Source organism: Helicobacter sp. 11-8110 (assembly GCF_003288905.1).
Taxonomy (GTDB): domain Bacteria; phylum Campylobacterota; class Campylobacteria; order Campylobacterales; family Helicobacteraceae; genus Helicobacter_D; species Helicobacter_D colisuis.
Genome location: NZ_NHYL01000001.1, coordinates 563,048 through 587,237 on the forward strand (window position 1 = coordinate 563,048; position 24,190 = coordinate 587,237).

At 36.4% G+C, this 24,190-nt stretch carries 18 protein-coding genes; 9 read left to right on the forward strand and 9 right to left on the reverse strand.

Features of this window, described 5'->3' with window-relative positions; genetic code table 11:
- Positions 1-25 precede the first annotated feature (25 nt).
- The 9 genes from CCY98_RS02750 to CCY98_RS02790 all read left to right on the forward strand — a co-directional run bounded on the left by CCY98_RS02750 (position 26) and on the right by CCY98_RS02790 (position 15,249).
- Positions 26-8,671 carry a DNA-directed RNA polymerase subunit beta/beta' gene (locus tag CCY98_RS02750; RefSeq protein ID WP_112057043.1) on the forward strand — a complete coding sequence of 2,882 codons (8,646 nt, stop codon included), beginning with the start codon at positions 26-28 and terminating at the stop codon, positions 8,669-8,671.
- 99 nt (positions 8,672-8,770) lie between these two features.
- The gene (gene rpsL / locus CCY98_RS02755; RefSeq protein ID WP_112057044.1) at positions 8,771-9,160 is read left to right on the forward strand and encodes a 30S ribosomal protein S12; all 390 of its coding nucleotides are present in this window, start codon (positions 8,771-8,773) and stop codon (positions 9,158-9,160) included.
- A 12-nt stretch (positions 9,161-9,172) separates the two neighbouring features.
- On the forward strand, positions 9,173-9,640 hold the full coding sequence (gene rpsG, locus CCY98_RS02760; protein WP_006655945.1) for a 30S ribosomal protein S7: 468 nt from the start codon (positions 9,173-9,175) through the stop codon (positions 9,638-9,640).
- Positions 9,641-9,720: 80 nt separating this feature from the next.
- On the forward strand, positions 9,721-11,802 hold the full coding sequence (gene fusA, locus CCY98_RS02765; protein WP_112057045.1) for an elongation factor G: 2,082 nt from the start codon (positions 9,721-9,723) through the stop codon (positions 11,800-11,802).
- A gap of 395 nt (positions 11,803-12,197) precedes the next feature.
- Positions 12,198-13,256, forward strand: a complete 1,059-nt coding sequence (gene yedE / locus CCY98_RS02770; protein WP_112057046.1) for a YedE family putative selenium transporter — start codon at positions 12,198-12,200, stop codon at positions 13,254-13,256.
- Position 13,257: 1 nt separating this feature from the next.
- On the forward strand, positions 13,258-13,476 hold the full coding sequence (locus CCY98_RS02775) for a sulfurtransferase TusA family protein (RefSeq protein ID WP_112057047.1): 219 nt from the start codon (positions 13,258-13,260) through the stop codon (positions 13,474-13,476).
- A complete protein-coding gene (locus CCY98_RS02780; RefSeq protein ID WP_112057048.1) occupies positions 13,451-14,650 on the forward strand; it encodes an aminotransferase class V-fold PLP-dependent enzyme in 1,200 nt (399 codons plus the stop codon). Before CCY98_RS02775 ends, CCY98_RS02780 begins: the two co-directional genes overlap by 26 nt.
- A 12-nt stretch (positions 14,651-14,662) precedes the next feature.
- The gene (locus tag CCY98_RS02785; RefSeq protein WP_112057049.1) at positions 14,663-14,878 is read left to right on the forward strand and encodes a DUF3343 domain-containing protein; all 216 of its coding nucleotides are present in this window, start codon (positions 14,663-14,665) and stop codon (positions 14,876-14,878) included.
- 44 nt (positions 14,879-14,922) lie between these two features.
- Positions 14,923-15,249 (forward strand): hypothetical protein, encoded by a 327-nt coding sequence (locus CCY98_RS02790; protein ID WP_112057050.1) that lies wholly within the window; start codon positions 14,923-14,925, stop codon positions 15,247-15,249.
- A gap of 4 nt (positions 15,250-15,253) precedes the next feature.
- Here the strand turns inward: CCY98_RS02790 and CCY98_RS02795 are convergent, their stop codons facing one another.
- The 9 genes from CCY98_RS02795 to CCY98_RS02835 form a co-directional block, all read right to left on the reverse strand.
- The gene (locus tag CCY98_RS02795) at positions 15,254-16,591 is read right to left on the reverse strand and encodes a sodium-dependent transporter (protein WP_112057051.1); all 1,338 of its coding nucleotides are present in this window, start codon (positions 16,589-16,591) and stop codon (positions 15,254-15,256) included.
- Positions 16,592-16,650: 59 nt separating this feature from the next.
- The gene (locus CCY98_RS02800; protein ID WP_112057052.1) at positions 16,651-18,381 is read right to left on the reverse strand and encodes an ATP-binding protein; all 1,731 of its coding nucleotides are present in this window, start codon (positions 18,379-18,381) and stop codon (positions 16,651-16,653) included.
- Entirely contained in the window at positions 18,381-19,244 is an 864-nt protein-coding gene (locus CCY98_RS02805; protein ID WP_112057053.1) for a cation diffusion facilitator family transporter, read from the reverse strand. The genes CCY98_RS02800 and CCY98_RS02805 overlap by 1 nt, the downstream gene beginning before the upstream one ends.
- 1 nt (position 19,245) lies before the next feature.
- A complete protein-coding gene (locus CCY98_RS02810) occupies positions 19,246-19,701 on the reverse strand; it encodes a hypothetical protein (protein ID WP_112057054.1) in 456 nt (151 codons plus the stop codon).
- Position 19,702: 1 nt separating this feature from the next.
- The gene (lpxC, locus tag CCY98_RS02815; RefSeq protein WP_112057055.1) at positions 19,703-20,590 is read right to left on the reverse strand and encodes a UDP-3-O-acyl-N-acetylglucosamine deacetylase; all 888 of its coding nucleotides are present in this window, start codon (positions 20,588-20,590) and stop codon (positions 19,703-19,705) included.
- Positions 20,587-21,180 carry a septum site-determining protein MinC gene (locus CCY98_RS02820; protein ID WP_112057056.1) on the reverse strand — a complete coding sequence of 198 codons (594 nt, stop codon included), beginning with the start codon at positions 21,178-21,180 and terminating at the stop codon, positions 20,587-20,589. Before CCY98_RS02820 ends, lpxC begins: the two co-directional genes overlap by 4 nt.
- A gap of 8 nt (positions 21,181-21,188) precedes the next feature.
- The gene (locus tag CCY98_RS02825; protein ID WP_112057057.1) at positions 21,189-22,622 is read right to left on the reverse strand and encodes a M23 family metallopeptidase; all 1,434 of its coding nucleotides are present in this window, start codon (positions 22,620-22,622) and stop codon (positions 21,189-21,191) included.
- A 113-nt stretch (positions 22,623-22,735) separates the two neighbouring features.
- On the reverse strand, positions 22,736-23,056 hold the full coding sequence (locus CCY98_RS02830) for a thioredoxin family protein (protein WP_181566527.1): 321 nt from the start codon (positions 23,054-23,056) through the stop codon (positions 22,736-22,738).
- 95 nt (positions 23,057-23,151) lie between these two features.
- The gene (locus tag CCY98_RS02835) at positions 23,152-23,865 is read right to left on the reverse strand and encodes a YebC/PmpR family DNA-binding transcriptional regulator (protein WP_112057058.1); all 714 of its coding nucleotides are present in this window, start codon (positions 23,863-23,865) and stop codon (positions 23,152-23,154) included.
- Positions 23,866-24,190 lie beyond the last annotated feature (325 nt).

Consider the following 24,190-nt stretch of genomic DNA (forward strand, 5'->3'; position numbering starts at 1 on the left):
TCTACATTAATAAAAGGTAACGATTATGCCAGTAAATTTAAAATCCGGAAATAGATTAAGAGTTGATTTTACTAAGATTCCGCAAAATATAGCAGTTCCAAATTTGTTGCAACTACAAAGAAGTAGCTATGAAGCTTTTTTGCAATCAAAAGAAAATAATGAATCTGGTATTGAAAAAGTTTTTAAGTCTATTTTTCCTATTCATGATACTCAAAATAGAATTAGTTTAGAGTATGCGGGTTGTGAATATGGGAAGCCACGATATACCGTAAGAGAGGCTATGGAGAGAGGTTTAACTTATTCAATTCCTTTGAAAATAAAAATACGCTTGGTGCTTTGGGAGAGAGATGAAAAGACGGGCGAAAAGCTAGGTATTAAAGATATTAAAGAGCAAAATATTTTTGTTCGCGAGATCCCATTAATGACAGATAGAACAAGTTTTATTATTAATGGTGTGGAAAGGGTAGTAGTTAATCAACTTCACAGAAGCCCTGGTGTGATTTTTAAAGAAGAAGAATCTTCAACAACTTCTAATAAGCTTGTTTATACAGGACAAATCATTCCTGATAGAGGTTCTTGGTTGTATTTTGAATATGATGCAAAAGACACACTTTTTGTGCGTGTTAATAAAAGGAGAAAGATTCCTGTAACGATTCTTTTTAGAGCCTTGGGATATTCTAAGCAAGATATTTTAAAAATGTTCTACCCTTCTTTGAGCATTAAAGCTAAGGGTGGAAAATATTTTATCGCTTTTGACCCCGAAGAATTTATTGGACGCGTGGATTTTGATATTAAAGATTCTAAAGGAAAATTGATTCTTGCTGCTGGGAAGCGATTAACTGCTAAAAAAGCTAAAGCGTTAAAAGAAGAAAAAGTCAATATGATTGAATATCCAGTTGAAACTTTGATTGAACGTTATTTGGCTGAGCCTATCATTGACAAAGAAAGTGGCGAAGTTATTTTTGATACTTTAACTTTGATGGATGATTCTAAGCTTAAAAAACTTGCAGAAATGGGAATTAATGAGTTTGTGGTAGCTAATGATTTAGCCAATGGAGTGGATTCTTCTATTATTAATGCTTTTATTGCCGATGCAGAATCATTAAAGCTTCTTAAGCAAACTGAAAAAATTGATAATGAAAATGATTTGGCGACCATTCGTATTTATAAAGTAATGCGTCCTGGAGAGCCTGTTACTAAAGAAGCTGCTAAACAATTTGTGCAACAATTATTCTTTGATCCTGAGCGCTATGATTTGACAAGAGTTGGGCGTATGAAAATGAATCATAAGCTTGATATTTCTGTGCCTGATTATGTTACGGTTCTCACTCACGAAGATATTATCAAGACTGTCCGCTATCTCATTCATGTGAAAAATGGTCAAGGCAGAATTGATGATAGAGATCATTTAGGAAATCGTAGAATCCGTGCTATTGGGGAGCTTTTGGCAAATGAATTGCATACAGGATTGGTTAAAATGCAAAAAGCCATTCGCGATAAACTCTCAACTATCAGTAGCGGTTTAGAAGAGCTTATGCCACATGATTTGGTAAATTCTAAAATGATTACAAGCACGATTTTGGAATTTTTTACAGGTGGGCAACTTTCTCAATTTATGGATCAAACTAATCCACTCTCTGAAGTAACTCATAAAAGGCGTTTATCTGCACTTGGAGAGGGTGGTTTGGTTAAAGAGCGTGCAGGATTTGAAGTGCGTGATGTTCATCCAACGCATTATGGCAGAATCTGCCCGATTGAAACTCCAGAGGGTCAAAACATTGGTTTGATTAACACGCTTTCTACTTATGCAAAGGTTAATGAGCTTGGCTTTATTGAAGCACCTTATCGCAAGGTTGTAGATAAAAAAGTTACAGATGAAATTGTGTATTTAACTGCTACTCAAGAAGAAGGGGCGGTGATTGCACCTGCAAGCACGATTTTAACTAATGACAATATGATTAAAGAAGATATTATTGAGGTGCGAAAAGATGGAGAGATTATCCTTATGGAATCTTCCAAAGTTGAGCTAATTGACCTTAGTCCAAGAATGGTAGTAGGGGTTGCGGCAAGTTTGATTCCATTTTTGGAGCACGATGATGCTAACCGCGCCTTGATGGGTTCAAACATGCAACGCCAAGCAGTGCCTTTGCTTTGTCCTGATGCTCCAGTAGTTGGAACAGGAATTGAAAAGATTGTATCACGGGATTCTTGGGAATCTCTTAAAGCTACACGCGGTGGTGTTGTGGAAAAAGTGGATGCAAAAAATATTTATATCCTAGGTGAAGATGATAATGGTGCTTTTATTGATCATTATTCACTTCAAAAAAATCTAAGAACTAACCAAAATACTTCTTTCTCTCAAAAGCCTATTGTAAAAGCAGGGGATGTGATTGAGAGTGGAGATGTGATTGCAGATGGTCCTAATATGGATCAAGGTGAGCTTGCATTGGGTAAAAATATCCGCGTTGCTTTTATGCCTTGGAATGGTTATAACTTTGAAGATGCGATTGTTGTTAGCGAGAAGCTTATTCGCAACGATGCCTTTACTTCAATTCATATCTATGAAAAAGAGATTGAAGCAAGAGAGTTAAAACATGGTGTTGAAGAGATTACTCGAGATATTCCAAATATTCGCGAAGAAGAATTAGCTCATCTTGATGAGAGTGGAATTGTTAAAATTGGGACTTATGTAACAGGCGGTATGATTTTAGTGGGGAAAGCTTCTCCAAAAGGTGAGGTGAAGCCAACTCCAGAAGAAAGGCTATTAAGAGCTATCTTTGGGGAAAAAGCAGGGCATGTGGTTAATAAATCCCTTTATTGTCCTCCAAGCTTAGAGGGAACGGTGATTGATGTTAAAATCTTTACTAAAAAGGGTTATGATAAAGACAAGCGTGCTGTTATAGCTTATGAGGAAGAAAAAGCGCGATTGGATTTAGAGCACCACGATAAATTATTAATGCTTGACCGCGAAGAAAGCTTGAGAATTGGATCTATCCTAGCTAAAGAAAAGCTTGTCGCTGATGTAAAAGTGGGTGATAAAGAATATAAAAAAGGGAGTGTGATTCCTAAAGAAGAGCTAGAGAATGTGAATCGTTTTGCGATGGGAACAATTATCAAAGGTTATGCTAAAGAGATTCAAAGTCAATATGATATGCTCAAAGCCAATTTCTTAGAGCAAAAGAAAAATCTTAGCGAAGAGCATGAAGAAAAGCTTTCTATTATTGAAAAAGATGATATTCTGCCAAGTGGAGTTGTAAAGCTTGTTAAGATTTATGTAGCCACTAAACGCAAACTGAAAGTGGGCGATAAAATGGCGGGAAGACACGGAAACAAAGGGATTGTTTCAAATATTGTCCCAGAAGTTGATATGCCTTATACTAAAGATGGGCGTCCAGTAGAAATCGTTCTTAATCCACTTGGTGTTCCCAGTCGTATGAACATAGGACAGATTCTAGAAGTGCATTTGGGCTTAGTGGGTAAAAAATTAGGTGAGCAAATTGCGGGTGTTTTTGAGCAAGAAAAAAGTCAATGGATAAGCCAACTAAGAGGAAAAATGCAAGAAATCGCTGAAGTTTCAGGAATGAAAGAAACCAAAGAATTCTTAACAACATTAAGCGATGAAGCGTTGCTTACTTATGCGAGAGATTGGAGCAAGGGAGTGAAGTTTGCTACTCCTGTTTTTGAAGGTGTTAATGCTCAAGAATTTGAAAAATTATTCAATTTAGCCAAGATTGATACAGATGGAAAAACTGAGCTTTATGATGGTAGAACTGGTGAAAAAATGATGGAGAGAGTGAATGTAGGGTATATGTATATGCTCAAACTCCACCATCTTGTTGATGAAAAGGTGCATGCAAGAAGCACAGGACCTTATAGTCTTGTAACACAACAACCAGTTGGTGGTAAAGCGCTCTTTGGTGGGCAAAGATTTGGGGAAATGGAAGTGTGGGCATTGGAAGCCTATGGTGCAGCACACACACTCAAAGAAATGTTAACTATCAAATCAGATGATGTAGAAGGGCGTGTGAAAGCTTATAAGGCTATTACAAGAGGTGAGGCGGTTAAAGAATCTGAGATTCCAGAGACTTTCTATGTTTTAACCAAAGAATTACAAAGCTTGGCTTTGGATGTAAATGTGTTTGCAGATAACCAAGAGGGCATAAGTGAGCCTATTGTGATTAAAGAAGACAATCGCCCAAGTGATTTCAATGCTTTTCAGCTTCTTTTGGCTAGTCCAGAGAAGATTCGCAGTTGGAGTTATGGAGAGGTTAAAAAACCTGAAACAATTAACTACCGCACATTAAAGCCAGAGCGCGACGGCTTATTCTGCGCTAAGATTTTTGGTCCGGTGAGGGATTATGAATGTCTTTGTGGTAAATACAAGAAGATGCGTTACAAAGGAATTGTTTGTGAAAAATGTGGTGTAGAGGTAACAAGCTCTAAGGTGCGTCGGTCTAGAATGGGACATATTGAGTTAGTAACACCAGTGGCACACATTTGGTATGTTAATTCCTTGCCAAGCAGAATCGGAACACTTTTGGGTGTGAAGATGAAAGATTTAGAGCGTGTATTGTATTATGAAGCTTATATCGTTAAGCAACCAGGAGAGGCTTATTATGACAATGAAGGCACAAAGCCTGTTGCTAAATATGATGTCTTAAATGAAGAGCAATACCAAAATCTTTCACAAAGATTTGACCACACAGGATTTGTAGCGCAAATGGGTGGAGAAGCTGTGAAAGATCTTTTAGAGGGTATTGACTTGGTGGATTTGATTGCAGAACTAAAAGAAGCGATTAAAACAACTAATTCTGAAGCCAAAAAGAAAACAATCATTAAGCGTTTAAAAGTGGTAGAAAGCTTTGTGGTTTCTGGTGGGCAGAATCGTCCAGAGTGGATGATGCTAACCGTTCTTCCGGTGTTGCCACCTGATTTGCGTCCTTTAGTAGCGCTTGATGGCGGTAAATTTGCCGTGAGCGATGTAAATGACTTGTATCGTAGAGTGATTAATCGTAATCAACGCTTGAAACGCTTAATTGAGCTCGATGCGCCAGAAATTATTGTGCGCAACGAAAAAAGAATGTTACAAGAAGCAGTTGATGCACTCTTTGATAATGGTCGCAATGCAAATGCGGTTAAAGGAGCAAATAAGCGCCCACTTAAATCACTTTCTGAAATTATTAAAGGAAAACAAGGTCGATTCCGTCAGAATCTACTTGGAAAGCGTGTAGATTTCTCAGGGCGTTCTGTTATTGTTGTGGGTCCAAATTTGCGAATGGATCAATGTGGGTTACCTAAAAATATGGCTTTGGAATTATTTAAACCACATATCTTGGCAAAACTTGAAGAAAAGGGTTATGCAACAACACTTAAACAAGCTAAGAAGATGATTGAGCGCAAAAGTAATGAGGTGTGGGAGTGTTTGCAAGAGATAGTTGCAGATTATCCAATTATGCTCAATCGTGCGCCAACTTTGCATAAGCAATCCATTCAGGCTTTCCATCCTAAATTGATTGATGGTAAAGCAATTCAGTTGCATCCATTAGTTTGTGCAGCCTTTAACGCGGACTTTGATGGCGACCAGATGGCAGTGCATGTGCCACTTTCTCAAGAAGCTATTACGGAGTGTAAGCTTTTAATGCTTAGTTCAATGAATATTTTGCTTCCTGCAAGTGGTAAGGCGGTAACTGTCCCTAGCCAAGATATGGTTTTGGGGCTTTATTATCTTTCATTGGAAAAAGATGGTTCTAAAGGAGAGCATAAGCTATTCTCTAATATTGATCAAATTCATATTGCATTAGAATCAGGAGTGGTAGAAATTAGCTCTAAAGTAAGAGTGTTTGTAGAAGATAGAATCATTAATACAACTATTGGTAGAATGATTCTTAAGTCTATTTTACCGGATTTTGTTCCAATGCACTTATGGAATAAAATCTTAAAGAAAAAAGATATTGCAACTTTGATTGATTATGTTTATAAAGAGGGTGGGGTTGGAGTAACGGCTGGATTTTTGGATAATCTTAAGAATCTAGGATTTAAATATGCAACAAGAGCAGGTATTTCTATCTCTGCAGATGATATTATTGTGCCAAATAACAAAAACAAAGTTATTGAAGGCGCTAAGAAAAAGGTTAAAGATATTCAAGCACAATTTGGTGCAGGTTTATTGACCGAACAAGAGCGCTATAACAAGATTATTGACGTTTGGACAGACACTAATAATGCGCTAGGAAATGAGATGATGAAGCTCATTGAAAGCGATAAATCTGGATTTAACTCGATTTATATGATGGCTGATTCTGGAGCTAGAGGTAGTGCAGGGCAGATTAGACAGCTTTCTGCAATGCGTGGTTTGATGGCAAAACCAGATGGAACTATTATTGAAACTCCAATTACTTCAAACTTCAAAGAAGGTTTGAATGTGTTAGAATACTTTATTTCAACACACGGAGCAAGAAAAGGTCTTGCAGATACCGCGCTTAAGACGGCAAATGCTGGTTATCTTACAAGAAAACTTATTGATGTAAGCCAAAATGTTAAGATTGTAATGGATGATTGTGGAACTAATGAGGGCGTTGAGATCACGGATATCACTGTGGGTAGTGAGCTTATTGAATCCCTTGATGAAAGAATTTTTGGGCGTGTGATAGCTGAAAATATCATTGATCCAATTACTAATGAAGTTTTAATCAGTGAGGGCACATTAATTGATGAAGAGAGGGCTAGAAAAGTTAAAGAAGCGGGTGTTAAATCTGTTATTATCCGTACCCCTGTAACTTGTAAAGCCGAAAAAGGTGTATGTGCTAAATGTTATGGACTTAATCTTGGTGAAGCAAGAATCTCTAAAGTGGGAGAGGCAGTGGGTGTTGTGGCTGCACAATCTATTGGTGAGCCTGGAACGCAGCTTACGCTAAGAACATTCCACATTGGTGGAACAGCAAGCAGAAGCCAAGAAGAGCGCCAAGTTGTTGCAGATAAAGAGGGATTTATTCGTTATTATAATGTTAAAACTTATAAAAACAGAGAAGGAAAGCGAATTATCTCTAACCGAAGAAATGCAGCAATCTTGCTAGTAGAGCCAAAAATCAAAGCTCCATTTGAGGGTGAGTTGAGAGTTGATATTGTGCATGATGAAGTGATTATTTCTGTTGTGGGCAAAGATGAGACTGCTAAATTTACACTCCGAAAAAGCGATGTGGCAAAACCAAATGAGCTAGCAGGGGTAACAGGAAAAATTGAAGGTAAATTCTATATTCCTTATCCAAGTGGGCATTATGTGAGAGATGAGGGAAGTATTGTGGATATTATCAAAGATAGCTGGAATATTCCTAATCGTATTTCTTATGCTAGTGAATTAAAAGTTGAGGATAATGCGCCAATTACTCAAAAAATCTATGCTAAAGAAGAGGGAATTGTGAAGTATTATTACTTGCAAGGCGATCACTTAGAGCGCTATAGAGCTTTGAAAAAAGGCGAAAAGATTACCGAGAAGGGCGTGTTTGCAGTGATTGCTGATGAATACGATCAAGAAGCAGCGCGACACTATATTGCAAGAGATTCGATTATTGAGATAGAAGACAATCAAAAGGTCGGAAAAAATACACTCATTGCAAGTCCAGAAAGCGATGAGCAAGTTGTGATTGCAGATTGGGATCCGTATTCTAATCCAATTATTTCAGAAGAAGCAGGAACGATTAAGTTTGAGGATATTATTCCTGGGCTTACTGTTTCAGAGCAAACTGATGAATTAACAGGTCAGACAAGATTAGTGGTTAATGAATATGTTTCTAGCGCGTATAAGCCAACTTTGGTTTTATCAACAGCAAAAGGTGGCTTGATTCGTTATTCGCTAGATCCTAAAACTGCTATTTTTGTTGCTGATGGAGCAAAAGTGGAAATGGCAGATATTTTGGCTAAAACACCAAAAGCCTTAGTTAAGTCAAAAGACATTACTGGGGGTCTTCCAAGGGTTTCTGAGCTCTTTGAAGCAAGAAAGCCAAAAGATCCAGCTGTGTTAGCAGAGATTGATGGTATTGTAAGCTTTGGTAAGCCAGTAAGGGGCAAAGAAAGAATTATTGTAACTGCTAATGATGGAAGAATGGTGGAATACTTGATTGATAAGTCTAAGCAGATTTTGGTGCATGAGGGAGAATTTGTGCATGCGGGAGAGGCAATTACAGATGGTGTAGTTGCAAGTCAAGATATTTTGCGAATTGGTGGAGAGAAAGAACTTTATAAATATATTGTAAGCGAAGTTCAACAAGTGTATCGACGCCAAGGGGTAAGTATTGCAGATAAGCACATTGAGATTATTGTTTCACAAATGTTGAGACAAGTTCGAATCTACGATAGTGGAAATACGAAATTCATTGAGGGCGATTTGGTTAGTAAGCGTCATTTTAGAGAAGAAAACGCAAGAATCATTAAAATGGGTGGTATCCCTGCAATTGCCGAGCCAGTCTTGTTAGGAATCACAAGAGCAGCAATTGGTAGTGATTCAGTGATTTCAGCAGCTTCATTCCAAGAGACCACTAAAGTCTTGACTGAAGCAAGTATTGCAGCTAAAATTGACCACTTAGAAGATCTTAAAGAAAATATCGTATTGGGTCGTATGATACCTGTAGGAACGGGAATCTATAAAGGCAAAAAGGTGAAGATTAAGGAGAATTAAGGTTATTGCAACCTTAATTTAAGCAAAAGTAAAGTGTGATTTGAATATAATCCGCTTCATTTTCTCTATTGAAATTATTTATGAAAGAAGGAATACAAAGTGCCAACTATTAACCAGTTGATTAGAAAAGAACGAAAGAAAGTTATTAAGAAATCAAAGTCTCCAGCTTTGGTAGTTTGTCCTCAAAGAAGAGGAGTTTGCACCCGTGTTTATACCACGACACCTAAAAAGCCTAACTCAGCTTTGAGAAAAGTAGCTAAAGTTAGATTAACAAGTGGTTTTGAAGTAATTAGTTATATCCCTGGAGAAGGGCATAATCTTCAAGAGCACTCTATTGTGTTAATCCGTGGTGGTAGGGTAAGGGACTTACCGGGCGTAAAGTATCACATTATCCGTGGTGCATTAGATACTGCAGGTGTAGCAAAGCGAACAGTTTCACGCAGTAAGTATGGTGCTAAAAAAGCTAAATCTGGCGATTCTAAGAAATAAGTGAGGTAAAAGATGAGAAGAAGAAAAGCTCCTCAAAGAGAAGTTTTGGGCGATCCAATTTATAATAATATTGTTGTAACAAAATTCATCAACAAAATGATGTATGATGGCAAGAAGAGTGTTGCAGAAAAAATCATTTATGCAACTTTTGACAAAATTGAAGAAAAAACAAAAGAAAAGGGCATTGAAACTTTTGAAAAAGCGTTAGAAAAAGTTAAGCCTTTAGTAGAAGTAAGAAGTCGTCGTGTAGGTGGTGCTACTTACCAAGTGCCTGTAGAAGTAAGACCTGCAAGACAACAATCTTTGTCGATTCGTTGGTTGCTTGATTCAGCACGCAAGAGAAATGAAAGAACAATGATTGAGCGCTTAGCCAATGAGCTTATTGATGCTGCTAACGAAAGAGGAGCGGCTTTTAAGAAAAAAGAAGATGTGCATAAAATGGCAGAGGCTAATAAGGCATTTGCACATTATCGTTGGTAGTTTAATATCTAGAAGGGATCTTCCTTCTAAGATTTCTGCAATTTCTTTATAAAAAATATGTTATCCCAAAGGATTATAAAATGGCAAGAAAAACCCCATTAAATAGAATTAGAAATATTGGTATTGCAGCTCACATTGATGCAGGTAAAACGACAACTTCAGAGAGAATCTTGTTTTATACAGGTGTTAGTCACAAGATCGGTGAGGTGCATGATGGTGCTGCTACAATGGATTGGATGGAGCAAGAGAAAGAAAGAGGTATTACAATTACTTCTGCTGCGACAACTTGTTTTTGGAAAGATTATCAAATTAACTTGATTGACACTCCCGGACACGTGGATTTTACTATTGAAGTAGAAAGGTCAATGCGTGTCTTAGATGGTGCTGTAGCGGTATTTTGTTCAGTAGGTGGTGTGCAACCACAAAGTGAAACTGTGTGGAGGCAAGCTAATAAATATGGTGTTCCAAGAATCGTTTTTGTTAATAAAATGGACAGAATTGGTGCGAACTTCTATAATGTAGAATCACAAATTGCTACAAGACTTAAAGCGCGTCCAGTTCCACTTGTGATTCCAATTGGTGCGGAAGATACCTTTAAGGGAGTTGTTGATCTTATTCAAATGAAGGCAATAGTATGGAATGATGAATCAATGGGTGCTAAGTATGACATTGAAGAAATTCCCGCAGAGTTAGTAGAAAAAGCCAATGAATATCGCGAAAAAATGGTGGAATTTGCTGCTGAACAAGATGAAGCTTTGATGGAAAAATATCTTGGTGGTGAAGAGCTAAGCGTTGAAGAGATTAAAGCTGCGATTAAAAAAGGTTGTTTAGCAATGGAAATTATTCCTATGCTTTGTGGTTCTAGCTTTAAAAACAAAGGAGTTCAAACCTTACTAGATGCTGTTATCGACTATCTTCCAGCCCCAACTGAAGTTGCAGATATTCGCGGTGTTGATGCAAAAGATGAAGAAAAAGAAGTAAGCGTAAAATCAACTGATGATGGTGAGTTTGCAGGATTGGCATTCAAAATTATGACAGATCCATTTGTGGGGCAATTGACTTTCGTTCGCGTTTATCGTGGAAGTTTGGAATCAGGAAGCTATGTGCTTAACTCTACAAAAGGCAAAAAAGAGCGTGTTGGAAGATTGTTGAAAATGCATTCCAATAAGCGCGAGGATATTAAAGAAGTGTATGCAGGGGAAATTTGTGCCTTTGTTGGTTTAAAAGAGACTTTGACAGGGGATACACTTTGCTCTGAAAAAGAGCCTGTTATTTTAGAGAGAATGGAATTCCCAGATCCAGTTATTTCTATTGCAGTAGAGCCAAAAACAAAAGCAGATCAAGAAAAAATGGCTTTAGCCTTGGCAAAGCTTGCAGAAGAGGATCCGAGCTTTAGAGTTCATACAGATGAAGAATCGGGGCAAACTATTATTTCTGGTATGGGAGAATTGCACCTAGAGATTATCGTCGATAGATTAAAGCGTGAGTTTAAAGTAGAAGCAGAGGTAGGACAACCTCAAGTTGCATTCCGCGAAACAATTCGCCAAAGTGTTGAGCAAGAATGTAAATATGCCAAGCAATCTGGTGGTAGGGGACAATATGGACATGTATTTATCCGCTTAGAACCACAAGAGCCAGGCAAAGGTTATGAATTTGTAAATAATATTTCAGGTGGTGTAATTCCTAAAGAATATATTCCAGCTGTTGATAAAGGTATTCAAGAAGCTATGCAAAATGGTGTTTTGGCAGGTTACCCAGTTGTGGATTTTAAAGTTACTCTTTTTGATGGTAGCTATCACGATGTGGATTCTTCAGAAATGGCGTTTAAAATTGCAGGTTCTATGGCGTTTAAAGATGCTTGTCGCAAGGCAGGGGCGGTTTTATTAGAGCCAATGATGAAAGTGGAAGTTGAAGTGCCTGAAGAGTATATGGGTGATGTTATTGGTGATTTAAACCGCAGAAGAGGTCAAATCAACTCAATGGATGACAGAATGGGATTAAAAATTGTCAATGCTTTTGTTCCATTAGCCGAGATGTTTGGTTATTCTACTGATTTGCGTTCAGCTACTCAAGGGCGTGGAACTTACACTATGGAATTTGATCACTATGGTGAAGTGCCAAGCAATATTTCTAAAGAAATTATGGAAAAAAGAAATGGTTAAGCTCTAGGGGCTTAACCAAAATAAGTGTTTTTTAAAATTAAAATCTTCAAATATAAAGCTTCTAGTCTATAGTAATAATAAGAAATTTTATTCTTATATTAATTGATTTGGCTTTTTATCTAAAATCAAATAAAATTGCTGTGAAACTTTTTTCTACTAAATCTTTACTATTACTACCATTCCATAAATTTAAGTTAAAAAATGCAATCTTTTAAAATCCATCATAAAAAACAAATGCCTAAAGTAGAAATTTTTTAAAATTTGTTTTATATTTTTTTAAGTCATTTTACATTACGATTATGCTTTATTTTTGCTTAAGGATTAAGCACACAGTTCTTCTTTTATTATTTACAAGGCTGTCTAAATTTATTGTTGTATTATTTCTAGGAGTTTGTATGCGATTAGCAGTTTGGCCTATTTTGGCGGGCATAGCATTGGGTGTAATTGCACCTCTTTTGGTTTCTTTAGGGAATCCGGGTAATATGGGTGTATGTGCTGCGTGTTTTACGCGAGATATTGCTGGGGGATTAAATCTTCATCAAGCCGCTGTAGTGCAGTATATTCGCCCTGAAATTATTGGGCTTGTGATTGGTGCTCTTGTGGCATCTTTTGCATTTGGGGAGTTTCGCCCACGCACTGGAAGTGCACCTGTGGTGCGTTTTATGCTTGGTGTTTTTGCTATGATTGGAGCATTAGTATTCTTGGGCTGTCCTTGGAGAATGTGGCTTAGATTTAGCGCAGGGGATTTTACTTCCATAGCGGGTATTTTTGGACTTGTGTGTGGGATATTAATTGGTATCTTTTTTCTCAAGCGTGGCTTTTCACTTGGGCGATCCTACGCCACTAGCAAAATTGTGGGCTTTATTTTCCCGCTTTTTATGGTAGGGCTTTTTGGATTATTAATTTGGGGTTTGTTAGATGTAGAAGCTCCCATTAAATTTTCGCAAAAAGGTCCTGGTTCACAACACGCACCACTTATTATTTCACTTGTAGCAGGATTATTTTTGGGTGCAATATTTCAAAAAAGCCGATTTTGTATGATTGCTGCAGTGCGTGATAGTGTGTTATTGAAAGATACGCATATTTTACAAGGTGTGATTGCACTTGTAATTACAGCGTTTTTAACTAATCTAGCGTTGGGGTATTTTAATCCGGGATTTAGTGGGCAGCCTATCGCTCATAATGAATGGGTGTGGAATTTCCTTGGAATGTTACTTTCTGGATTTGCCTTTAGTTTAGCAGGTGGTTGTCCAGGTAGGCAGCTTGTGTTAAGTGGTGAGGGTGATAGCGATGCAGGTGTATTTGTGTTTGGATTGCTTATGGGGGCGGCATTTGCACATAATTTTGGACTTGCAAGCTCACCTGCTGGAATTGGAGTAAATGCACCAATTGCAGTTTTTGTAGGGATTGTATTTTGTTTGCTTGTTGCGATTTTTGCAAGAGAGAGGAGATAAAATGAAGGAGCTTGATGTTAGGGGGCTTAGTTGCCCAGAGCCTGTGCTAAACTTAAAACCTTTGTGTGAACAAGGTGAAGAATCTATTAGGGTGCTTTGTAGCTGCGGTGCTGCGAGTGATAATATTCAGCGAATGGCAAGTCATTATGGTTATGAGGTGAAAAAAATCTCTGAAGTTCAAGGCGAGATTGTCTATGAGTTATACAAAAAGCTTGGGTGAGGGTGTGAATCATAGAATCTATTTAGATAATGCAGCAACAAGCTTCCCTAAAGCACCTAGAGTAAAGGAGGCTGTGTGTGCTTTTATGGAGGATATAGGGGCTAGTCCTGGGCGTAGCGCCCATATGCTTTCTATACAATCAGGGAGGATTTTATATCAATCGCGACGACTTTTGGCAGATTTATTGGGCTTAAAAGATTGCAAAAGAGTGTTTTTTGTGCATAATACCACAATGGCAATTAATGTTGTTTTGCAAGGGTTTTTGCGACCTAATAGTGTGGTGGTAACCACACAAATGGAGCATAATGCTTTAATGCGTCCCCTTAATGCTCTAAAAGAGTATTTGAATCTTGAAATACGACAGATTCCATGCGCACCATCTTGTGAATTGGATTTAAAAGTAGCTAGAGAGTTGTTAAAGGGTGCTAATCTTCTAGCGTGTGCGCATATTAACAATGTTAGTGGCGTGATGATACCTCTTAGAGAGCTTAGCGCATTGGCTCGAAGTGAAGGTGTGGCATTTTTGCTAGATGGAGCGCAGAGTGTTGGGTGTGTGGAAATGTCTGATGTAATGGAGCAGGTTGATTTTTTGGCTTTGAGCGCACATAAAGGACTTTTGTCTCCTATGGGTGTAGGAGCGCTATTAGTTAGTGATAGCTTTGAAATACAGCGGTTAGAACCACTTATTTTTGGTGGCACAGGTAGCGCGAGTGAAGAGGAGATTCAGCCACTATTTTTGCCCGATAGATTTGAAAGTGGCACACCAAATATGCATGGAATTGCAGGAATGTGTGCAGGGATAGAATGGATAAATGCCAAAGGTATAGCAGCAATTCATACACATGAATTAAATTTAAGGAATCATCTCATAAAAGGGCTTAAAAATATAAAGGGCGTGAGACTTTATGGAGTTAGTGAGAGTTTGGAGGGACTAGGAGCTAATGCAACGCTTTCATTAAGCGTTGATGGCAAAAGTGTTTCAGAAGTGGGTTTGAGACTTGATAGGGAGTTTGGAATCTGTGTGCGTATTGGATTGCATTGTAATCCTGCAACACATAAGATACTAGGTAGTTTTGAAAATGGTGGAAGTGTGAGAGTGAGTGCTGGGGTGTTTAATACACATAGCGAGATAGAATCTTTCCTTGCAGCTCTAAGCAAGATTGCTAAAAGCTAAAGGTTTATTAGAATGATTTGTGGCTATTTGATTTTTTTTACCACTGCAAGTGCATTTGAATCGGAAATGTTACTAAAAACTACAAAAATTCATTTTAAACTTGTTCCTACCCCAAGGGAGTTTTCTAGTGATTGTGGGATTGCAATATATTTTGAAGTAGAAAGTGTTGCAACCTTACAAGAAAAGCTTGATGCCTCTAAAATAGAATATGAAATAAAATTGCTATAAAATTGGCTTGTTTTGGATAAAATTCTAAAAGCAAAAGGAGTGGTATGAAAATATTTTTGATTCTTCTTATGGCTTATAGTTTAAAAGCACAACCTTGGGTAATGTTTAATGATTTGGATGATACTTATTTGTATGATCAAGCAAGTGGGCAGGTTTATATTCGTGTAAAAAAAGGTGGTAAAAACTATGAAGATACTTTTGTAAAAATGGGAGTTGTTGATAAGAATCCAAATAAAAATTCAATCAATTCGCAAACAAAAGAAATAGATACACCCAAAGAAAATGATTCAAAAAAAGATCAACAAGAATTGCTCAAAAAAGCTCAAGAGCTTCAAAGAAGTATCCAAAATGGAATCTTTGAAGCAGAATAGTTTGTTATAAGCCTTCAATAGCTAGAGTTATCATAGAAACTATAATTCCAACAGGTGCGATAAACTTAATAATAAAATACCATATTTTAAAGATTTTTCCAGTGAGATTTCCCTCACACATTGCATAGACTTGTGATTTTGGAAGTATCCAACCCACAAAGATACATAAGAATACTCCAGCTAGGGGTAGCATATAAGATGCACTAATATAATCAAACCAACCAAATAAATTTTTACCAAAAAAGCTCAAGTTTTCTTGATAGATTGCAATGTTGCTAAATAGAAGTATTACTCCTAAGATATATGTGATGCTAATAGTTGTGAGATTTGCTTTGGTTCGAGAGAAAGAAAAGCGGTCAATAAGCCATGCATTAAGTGGTTCAAGCATAGAGATAGCTGAAGTAATCCCAGCAAAAATCAAAGCAATAAAAAAGAGAAATGCAATAATTTGTCCACTTAAGCCCATATTAGCAAAAATAAGTGGTAGTGAGATAAAGACTAATCCAGGTCCGCTATCTGGCGTTGCCCCATAGCCAAAAATGAAAGTAAAGATTACAAGTCCTGCGACAATACAAAAAACAAAATTAAGTAAGGCTATGATGATGGCAGATCGGATAAAATTACCTTTTTTGGGTAATGAGTTGGAGTAAGTAAGAATCACGCCAACTCCTAAAGAGAGAGCAAAAAATGCTTGTCCAATTGCATCAACAATAACTTTGGGTGTGAGTTTGCTAAAATCTGGTGCAAATAAAAAATTAAAAGAAGCCCAAAATGAATCTTGATATATCGCATAGCCCAAAAGTCCAATAAATATAATTAACAATAAAGGCATAAGAATGAGATTAAGTTTCTCAATTCCTTTTTTTACTCCTTGATTTAAGACATAGGCACAAAGTGCGACTATAACAAAATGCCATAAAAGTTGATAACCTACTTGAGCGCTTACGAAATTTCCCCAAAGATTTTGTGTAGCTTCAAGCGTTTTGGGCAATCCAATTAGACTTAGCATCATATAGTGTGTAAGCCAACCTAAAACAACTACATAAAATGAAAAAATTACCAAGCCTGAAAAAACCATTATTCCGCCGTATTTAAGGTATTTGTGTCCTTTGGGTGCAAGGGTTTCAAAGGCGCTAAAACAATCTCGCTCACTTGCCCTACCTAAAATCATTTCAGCAATAAAAACGCTAAGTCCAAATACCAAAAACGCTATGATAAATATTAGCACAAAGGCACCACCACCACTTTCTCCGACCATGTAAGGGAATTTCCAAATACCACCTAAGCCAATGGCACTTCCTGCTGTTGCTAAAATAAAACCAATTTTTGAAAAACGAGTCATCATACTGCCTTGTAAAATAAATAAGTATATCTTAACAAAAAACTTTTAATTTGCAAAGCTTAAATGTGAAATCCCATTTCGCGTTGCCCATCAAAGTTAGAATTTAATTCCCTTTTAATCTCTTCAATAAATATTTGTGTGGTAAAAAGAGGGGATTTTTGTGTGGCGACTAAAAAAGCAGTATTTTTAATAACAAGAAAGATTTGTCCTCCAGTGAGAGAAAATTCTGCAAGAGATTTTAGGTTAAATGTCTTTTCATAGGGAGCGTTTTTGGGCAAGAGTTTTTCCCACAACAAAAGTCTTTCCTCTAAATTAGGTTTTTTAAATTCAATTTTATAATTAAAGCGTCTTGAAAATGCCGTATCAATAGTTTCTAAAAGATTAGTTGTAGCAATTAAGATTCCATTAAATTTCTCAATTTGTTCTAAAAAAATATTTTGCATTTGATTGTGCATTTTATCTGCACTATTTGCACTTGTGCTTCGCATGCTAAGGAATTGATCGGCTTCATCAAGAAGCAAGATGGGGCTTTCCTTGCTTTCTTTGCAGAGCTCTTTATAAGTATCAAAGATTTTTCGGACATTTTTTTCACTCTCGCCTACATACATAGAGAGAATCTTAGAACAATCAAAGCTTAAAATACTTTTTTTAAGGGATTTGGCTAGGGCAAGTGCAGTCATTGTTTTGCCTGTTCCAGCAGCCCCATAAAAGATGATTTTTGCATCAATGCCGCGTTTTTTATCTTTGATACCCCAATTTTTAAGATTTTGGAGAACTTTTGAATCCATTTGTTTTAAAAGTGTTTCTAAAGTTTCTTTCGTGCGTGGGTTTAGCACAACATTGTTAAGAGTGGTTTTTGGTTGGATAAATTCAAAAATATCTTGATTATCAATCAAGGCTTCAAGGCTAATTTTTTGCTTTTTACTCTCATTGCTAGGGTGTGTGATTTTCTTTAGAATTTCATCGGGGATAAAAAAAGTGCGGTTGATTCCTTCAAAAGTGCTTAAAATTTCATCATAATCTACTAAGCCTTTTTGGACAAGCTTACTTCTATCGTCTAATAAGGCACGATTTTTAATTCTCTCATAATCATTTAAACTCACAAGATTGATGAGGGCATTGAGTTCTCTTGCTTGGGATTCTCTACCTGAATACTCTTCTTTTAAAAGTGCTAAAAAAATAATTTTTTCTTGATCGCTAAGGCTGTATTCTTCAAAGATTTTTTCTAAATTTGGTTTTTCTTTGGTGAGATTTAATCTTTGTTTGATTCTATCTTGCAAGGCTTTGATTTTTTGCTCACCCTTAGCAAGAAAAGGGGAGGAGAGATTATCCTTTTTGTAGGGAAGTAAGCTAGAAAGAATATCAATGACTAAAAACTGATCTTTGAGATAATCCAAGTGATCTGAATAAGCAGAGATTTTTGGGAGTTTAGGGTAGATTCCACCTTCTTGAATAAGTTTTAAAAAATTATTACTTAGAGAAAAAGTGGAGTTAAGTAGCTTTAAATAAAGCACTTCATTATTTAAGTTTTTTAAAAAAAGATTCTGACTTAACCAGCCTAAATCAAGGAGGTTTTTAAACAAGGGGAGAAATTTTAAGATTGCTTCATCGCTATTTGGTATAAAAAGGGCATTAATAGTATCAAGACAGAGAATCTCTTCATTTCCTTTTAAGATTTCTTTACAATAATAACGCAAAATTAGCGCCTCTTCTTCACTGCATCGCAAAAAGGGATAAATTTTGGTTTTGGTAATTGGTGTTGTTTGTAAAAAATCAAGTAAATATTGCATTAGCGCCCCTCATCATCTTCAGGATCTAGGTGAGTGATAACAATCCAGCTACCCTTTAGGGCTTTGATTTGCTTTTCTATGGAATCGGCAATGTCATGTGCTTCTAATAAAGAAATTTCAGCATTAAAAACCAAATGCACTTCAAGGAAATAAGTCTCTCCACTTTGTCTTGTTTTTAAATCGTGGTAGCTATTAATAGGCGCACTATTAAGTATTTTTTCAATGGATTGAATAATATTTGCATCTAACGCCCTATCTAATAAAATCAAAACTCCACTTTTTAAAAGCGTCCAAGCTGAATAGATAATGTAGATTCCAATCCCAATTCCAAAGAGTGCATCAAGCTCATTGAATCCTGTAAAATAAATCATAACTAAAGCAACAAGAACGGCTAGATTACTTAAAATATCGGTTTTATAGTGCAAGGCATCAGATTTAATAACAAGATTATTGCTTTTTTTGGCTACAAAATTAAGATAAAGAACGAGTAAAGTTGTAATTATAATAGAAAATACCATTACCCATACAGAATAAGTAAGATAATTTAATTCACTCCCTAAAATGAGTTTTTTAAAGGATTCATAGAGAATAAAAGCCCCCGAAGCAGAAATAATGCTACCCTCAATAACTGCTGCTAGTGATTCGATTTTCCCCTTTCCATAATTAAAAGAGGAGTTGGCAGGTTGCTCGGATTTGGTAATGGCATAAAGATTAAAAAGAGAAATGCATAAATCAAGTAAAGAATCAATAGCAGAAGCTAAGATAGCAACTGAACCACTTAAGATTCCTACAATAAATTTAACGCAAATTAAAAGAGAGGCGACAAGGCTAGAGATAATGGTTGCTTTTTTTTGAATTGTCATTTTACACCGGTGGCAAGAGATAAAGTGGATTGATTGTCTCTGTAAAGAGACTTTTATCAAGTCTTTGAGGTAGAATATAAGGTTTGATTTTAGGTGGAGTGGGGTAGGATTTTAGTGTAATTTCATCATTTTCTAGCACGAAATAAGAATTCCCATATGCCTTAATGGGTGAGTTAGAATTAAAATAAAAGCCGTGAGTGGCAAAGAGATTTGAATTTTGTGTGATTTGCATAGTTTTGGCAAATAAATAAATGAGTTTTAATGCCATAAAACTCCCAGGACCGCGGACAAAATAAAGATTTTTTGGAACAATTCCCTGTGTTTTGAGTTTGACAAAAAAAGGGATAAGTGCCTCAGAGAGTTGGGAAGGCAATGAATGACTAGATTCTAATTTATAATCTTTATAAATCCCAATAAGGATAGGTTGGCTTGTAGGAATGATAAAAATTTGATGCATTTTAGGCGTTTTGATAGGCTAATGCGTAATCATCATCTTCTTGGAATGATTGAATGATTTCATAAGCATCATTTTCTTCAAAAATTTTTTTAGTTAAAAGGTGGTTGAGTTTATGGCTTCCTGCATAAGAAACATAAGCACCAAGCAAAGGAATGCCAAGCAAACACATATCACCAATAGCATCTAAGATTTTGTGTCGGACAAATTCTTCTTTGTAGCGTAATCCGTCTTTGTTTAAAATCGTAGTTTCATCTAGTACGATAGCATTATCTAAAGAACCGCCTAGCGCAAGTCCTTTTGAACGGAGGTATTGCACTTCATTTAAAAATCCAAAGGTTCTTGCACGAGCAATTTCTTCTTTGTAATTATAAGTGGAAAAAGTGAATTTATAATTTTGTGTGCCAATGGCAGGGTGAGGAAAATGGATAGAAAAGTCAAATATACACTCTTTGCTTGGCTCTAGCCTTACAAATTTGTCACCCTCTTTAACTTCAATGGGGGATTTAATTTTGAGAATTTTTTTAGGTGTATTTTGCTGTATGATTCCTGCTTCTTCAAGTAGCATACAATACCCAATACTACTGCCATCCATAATAGGCACTTCTTCATTGTCAAGCACGATTCTTAGATTGTCAATCCCATAAGCGTGGATTGCAGAGAGTAAATGTTCAATAGTAGAGACTTTATGCCCCTCTTTAGCAATCACCGTTGCCATTGTGGTATCCACGACATTTTCAGGTTTGAGTGGGATATTTACCCCAGCATCACTTCTAAAAAAGTGGATTCCACTATTTTCTTCTAAAGGCTCTAAGCGCATTTTTACAGGGACACCTTTGTGTAGTCCAATTCCGACTAATTCAATTGGTTTAGCGAGTGTTTGCTGTCTCATAATAAATCCTCAATTATGATTTCATTATTTTTTTTGTAAATTTTTTGGTAATTTTGTGAGAGTTTATCTCTTTCAATAATTTCGCCATCAAAAAGAATATTTCCCTCTTTTGTAGGACCTAGAATCATATAATTTCCATTACAAAAAACATTACCACTAATTTCACCAAAGATTTGGATATTACCTTGAGCTTGAATCATCGCTCCACTATTCACACGACCAAAAATAGTAATATCGCCTTTTGAGATGATTTCTTCTCCGCTACGGATTGTTCTATGCAGTATTAGTGTTTCATTTTTGAGCTCTTGGTCTTGTGAAGTGGGTGGTGTGGATTCTGCTTTTGTGATGGATTCTTGTGGGATTGTGGTTTCAGGTAGTTTAGAGAGAATCTTTTTAGAATTTTTCTGTTCGACAAAGGCGAGTTTTTGTGAATGCAAAAATTCTAAAAGTTTATCTGTAATAGGGTAGGTAAAGACAAGCAAAAAATCTTTTAGCAAGACAAAATGTTTTTGGATATATGCAATAGTTTCTCCTTCTTGACCTGCTATAAAGATAAAAGATCTAAGGCTTCTTTGTCGTGCTTCTACCATCATTTTGCCTATAATCTATCCACTATAATCTTAGCTTCATTAATAATATCATCAATATTGGTTTTAATCCAAGTAGAATCAAGCCATTCTGCTGTCCAAACTTCATGCCCTTGAATTAAAACTCCAAAATGCAAATGATCCCCTAAAGCCAAGCCCGTATTGCCAGTATTAGCAATCTCATCTCCTGCATTAACCAAATCGCCCACATTAACCTTTTGTGTTGTTAGGTGCGCATAGAGAGTGGAGAGTCCAAGTCCGTGATAAACGATGATAGTGTTCCCATTGATGCCTACAAATTCATTTAGGGTAACAACTCCTGAATTGCTAAGTAGAACGGGTGCTTGTTTGATGTTTGCTAAATCTAGTCCCATATGGTTTGATTCGCTTACATTTTCGCCTTGGTAGTTAAAAGTCCTATGATCTCCAAAGTTTGCCATGACAGCACCATTTCTAAGTGGAGAGAATGCCTTAAGACTAAAATCTGTTACCAAAGTTTCCCTATCAAACTGCGATGCCACCTCAAAGACTCGATTTGCACTTTGTTTTCGCACATCTTCATTGATATATTTAAAAATAGCAAGTTTATTAGGAAAATCTTCTAAATTTTTCTCTCCGATTTCTTGCACGAGCATAGAAATTTTGCCATCAATAAATGAATCTTTAAGTGGAATAGTTGAATCACGATATTGCTTTTTTTGGAGATAGAAATTAATAGGTGCAATGCTGACATTGCCTGCTGAATCACTTGCATAGATTTTGGCACTGAAGTTAGGGCTAGTTTTGTTCCAAGCGATAAGCGAGATATAAAAGCCTTCTTTGTAGAAAGGTTGAGGGAGAAAATCATAAGTGCCATTGCTAATGCGAATATCTTTTAGATTGTCATCGGTTGCGCGAAAGATAACAAGCGCACTACCACCTTGTGTGATTTTGTAAGAATGTGAGAGAATGGCTAGTTGAGGCTTTTTGGTATCAATAGGGATTTTAAAGGTTTTTGTAGTGGTGTTACCATTGAAAAGATTCCAGCGACTTGTATCTGTTGCAGAGATTTCTAACTCTAGTTCAGGAGTAGAATTTTTAATGTTATTTGGCTTTTGGATTCCAATGCAGAGTGTTTTTGGGTGAGTTTGAATTTCTTGAGATTCACTTAAGTCTGCATTGGGGCTAAGGCAGTTTTGGGAAGTAAGGATTTTGGTTTGGAGTGGTATCCTTTCTTGGTTATGCAATAGCGTAACACTATATACTTTGATTCCTGCATTGTCTTGGATTTGAATGGGGAAAAAGTCTTTAAGATTCCACGCAGAATTTTCTCTTAGGTTGATTTGAGGCGATTCTTTTTCAAAAGATTCAGAAGTAAGCATAAAAATACCTACTCCCACAAATAAAATGATGAGTAATAAACCTAAAACCTTAATAAAACCGCCTTTGGAGTGTGGATTTTGCATTGCTATAGCCTTAAATTAAATAAAAATACTGCGGGGATTGTAGCCAAAAAGTGCTTATGTTAAAATTATGAGAGTTTCAAAAGGAGAATCTTGCCCCTAAAGGCAAGAGTGATTTATGCTTCAAGAGCTTTTTTAAGAGCATCTTCAATCATTGGTTTAGAGTTTGGTTCGACTAGTCTTTCACTCACTTCCACACCATTTTTAAAGAAAATCAAAGTGGGGATTCGGCGAACATTAAGCTCATCTTTTAGTGCTTCTTGTTCATCTGCCATTACCATACAGAATTTTACCTTACCAGCATATTCTTGCATAAGCATTCCCATAATAGGTTCGATTTTTTTGCAGTCAGGACACCAAGGCGCACCCACGGCTACAAGGCAAACTCCTTCTTTTGTTTCGTTAGCAAAAGTTTCTTTAGTTAATTGATTCATCATTTGAAATCCTTTTTAGTAAAATTTACATCAGAAATTTTGAAATAATTTAGCTTAAAAAAACAAAAGTTATCATCTATTGAGTGATTTTGTCACCTTTAGGCGATATTGGTAAAAACTGCTTGGACATCATCATCATCTTCGATTCTATCAAGTAACTTTTCAATGTCTGCAAGCTGTTCTTCGCTGAATTCTACCGGATTATTAGCAATCCTTTCTAGTGCGGCTTTTTTAACATCAGCTTTGAGTGATTCTAGGGCACTTGCAAGACTTCCAAAGCTTGTGTAATCTCCATAAATATGCACTATATCTTCTTCAACTTCTAGCGATTCAAGCCCTGCATCAATAAGATTAAGCTCTAACTCTTCTAAATCCCCTAAGCCTTCTTTGCTCACTTCAAAATGTGCTTTGCGCGAAAACATAAATTCTAGTGAATTGTTTGTTAGCATTTGTCCGCCTAGTTTATTGACATAACTTTTGAGATTTGCCACCGTGCGTGTAGTGTTGTCTGTAGCACATTCGACAAAAAATAGCGCACCATGTGGTGCTTTGATTTCATAATTTACTTCAGTGATTTGTATCCCATCTTTGCCTAAAGCTCTTTTAATCGCTGCTTCAATATTGTCTTTTGGCATATTTTGGGCTTTTGCTGCCATAATGGCAGTGCGGAGTTTGGAATTCATATCAGGATCGCCACTTCCACCCTCTTTGACAGCGATACTAATTGCTTTGCCTAACTTGGGGAAAAGTTTGGACATTTTATCCCAACGCTTCTCTTTGCTTGCTCTTCTATATTCAAATGCTCTTCCCATATCAACCTCGATTGTAATTTGCGTTTAAGTCTGTAATTGTAGTATTTTAAAGATTAACTATGTATTAACTAGCGGAGTTATCCCTAGCCTAAGCTAGAGATAAAAAATGAAATTTTAAATTAATTCTACATAAAGAGAATGAAGTTTTGAATTTTAATCTTTTTAGCGTTGCTATAGTTTTAAACTATCTATATTTTTGGAGGAGCTTAAATGGCTACCTCCAAACTAAAACTTACTTGGTAGTTATTAGAATCTATATTTTAATCCAATGTTACCATTGATATAAGTTTCATTTTTAGAATCTACTTTACCTGCTAGAATTTGT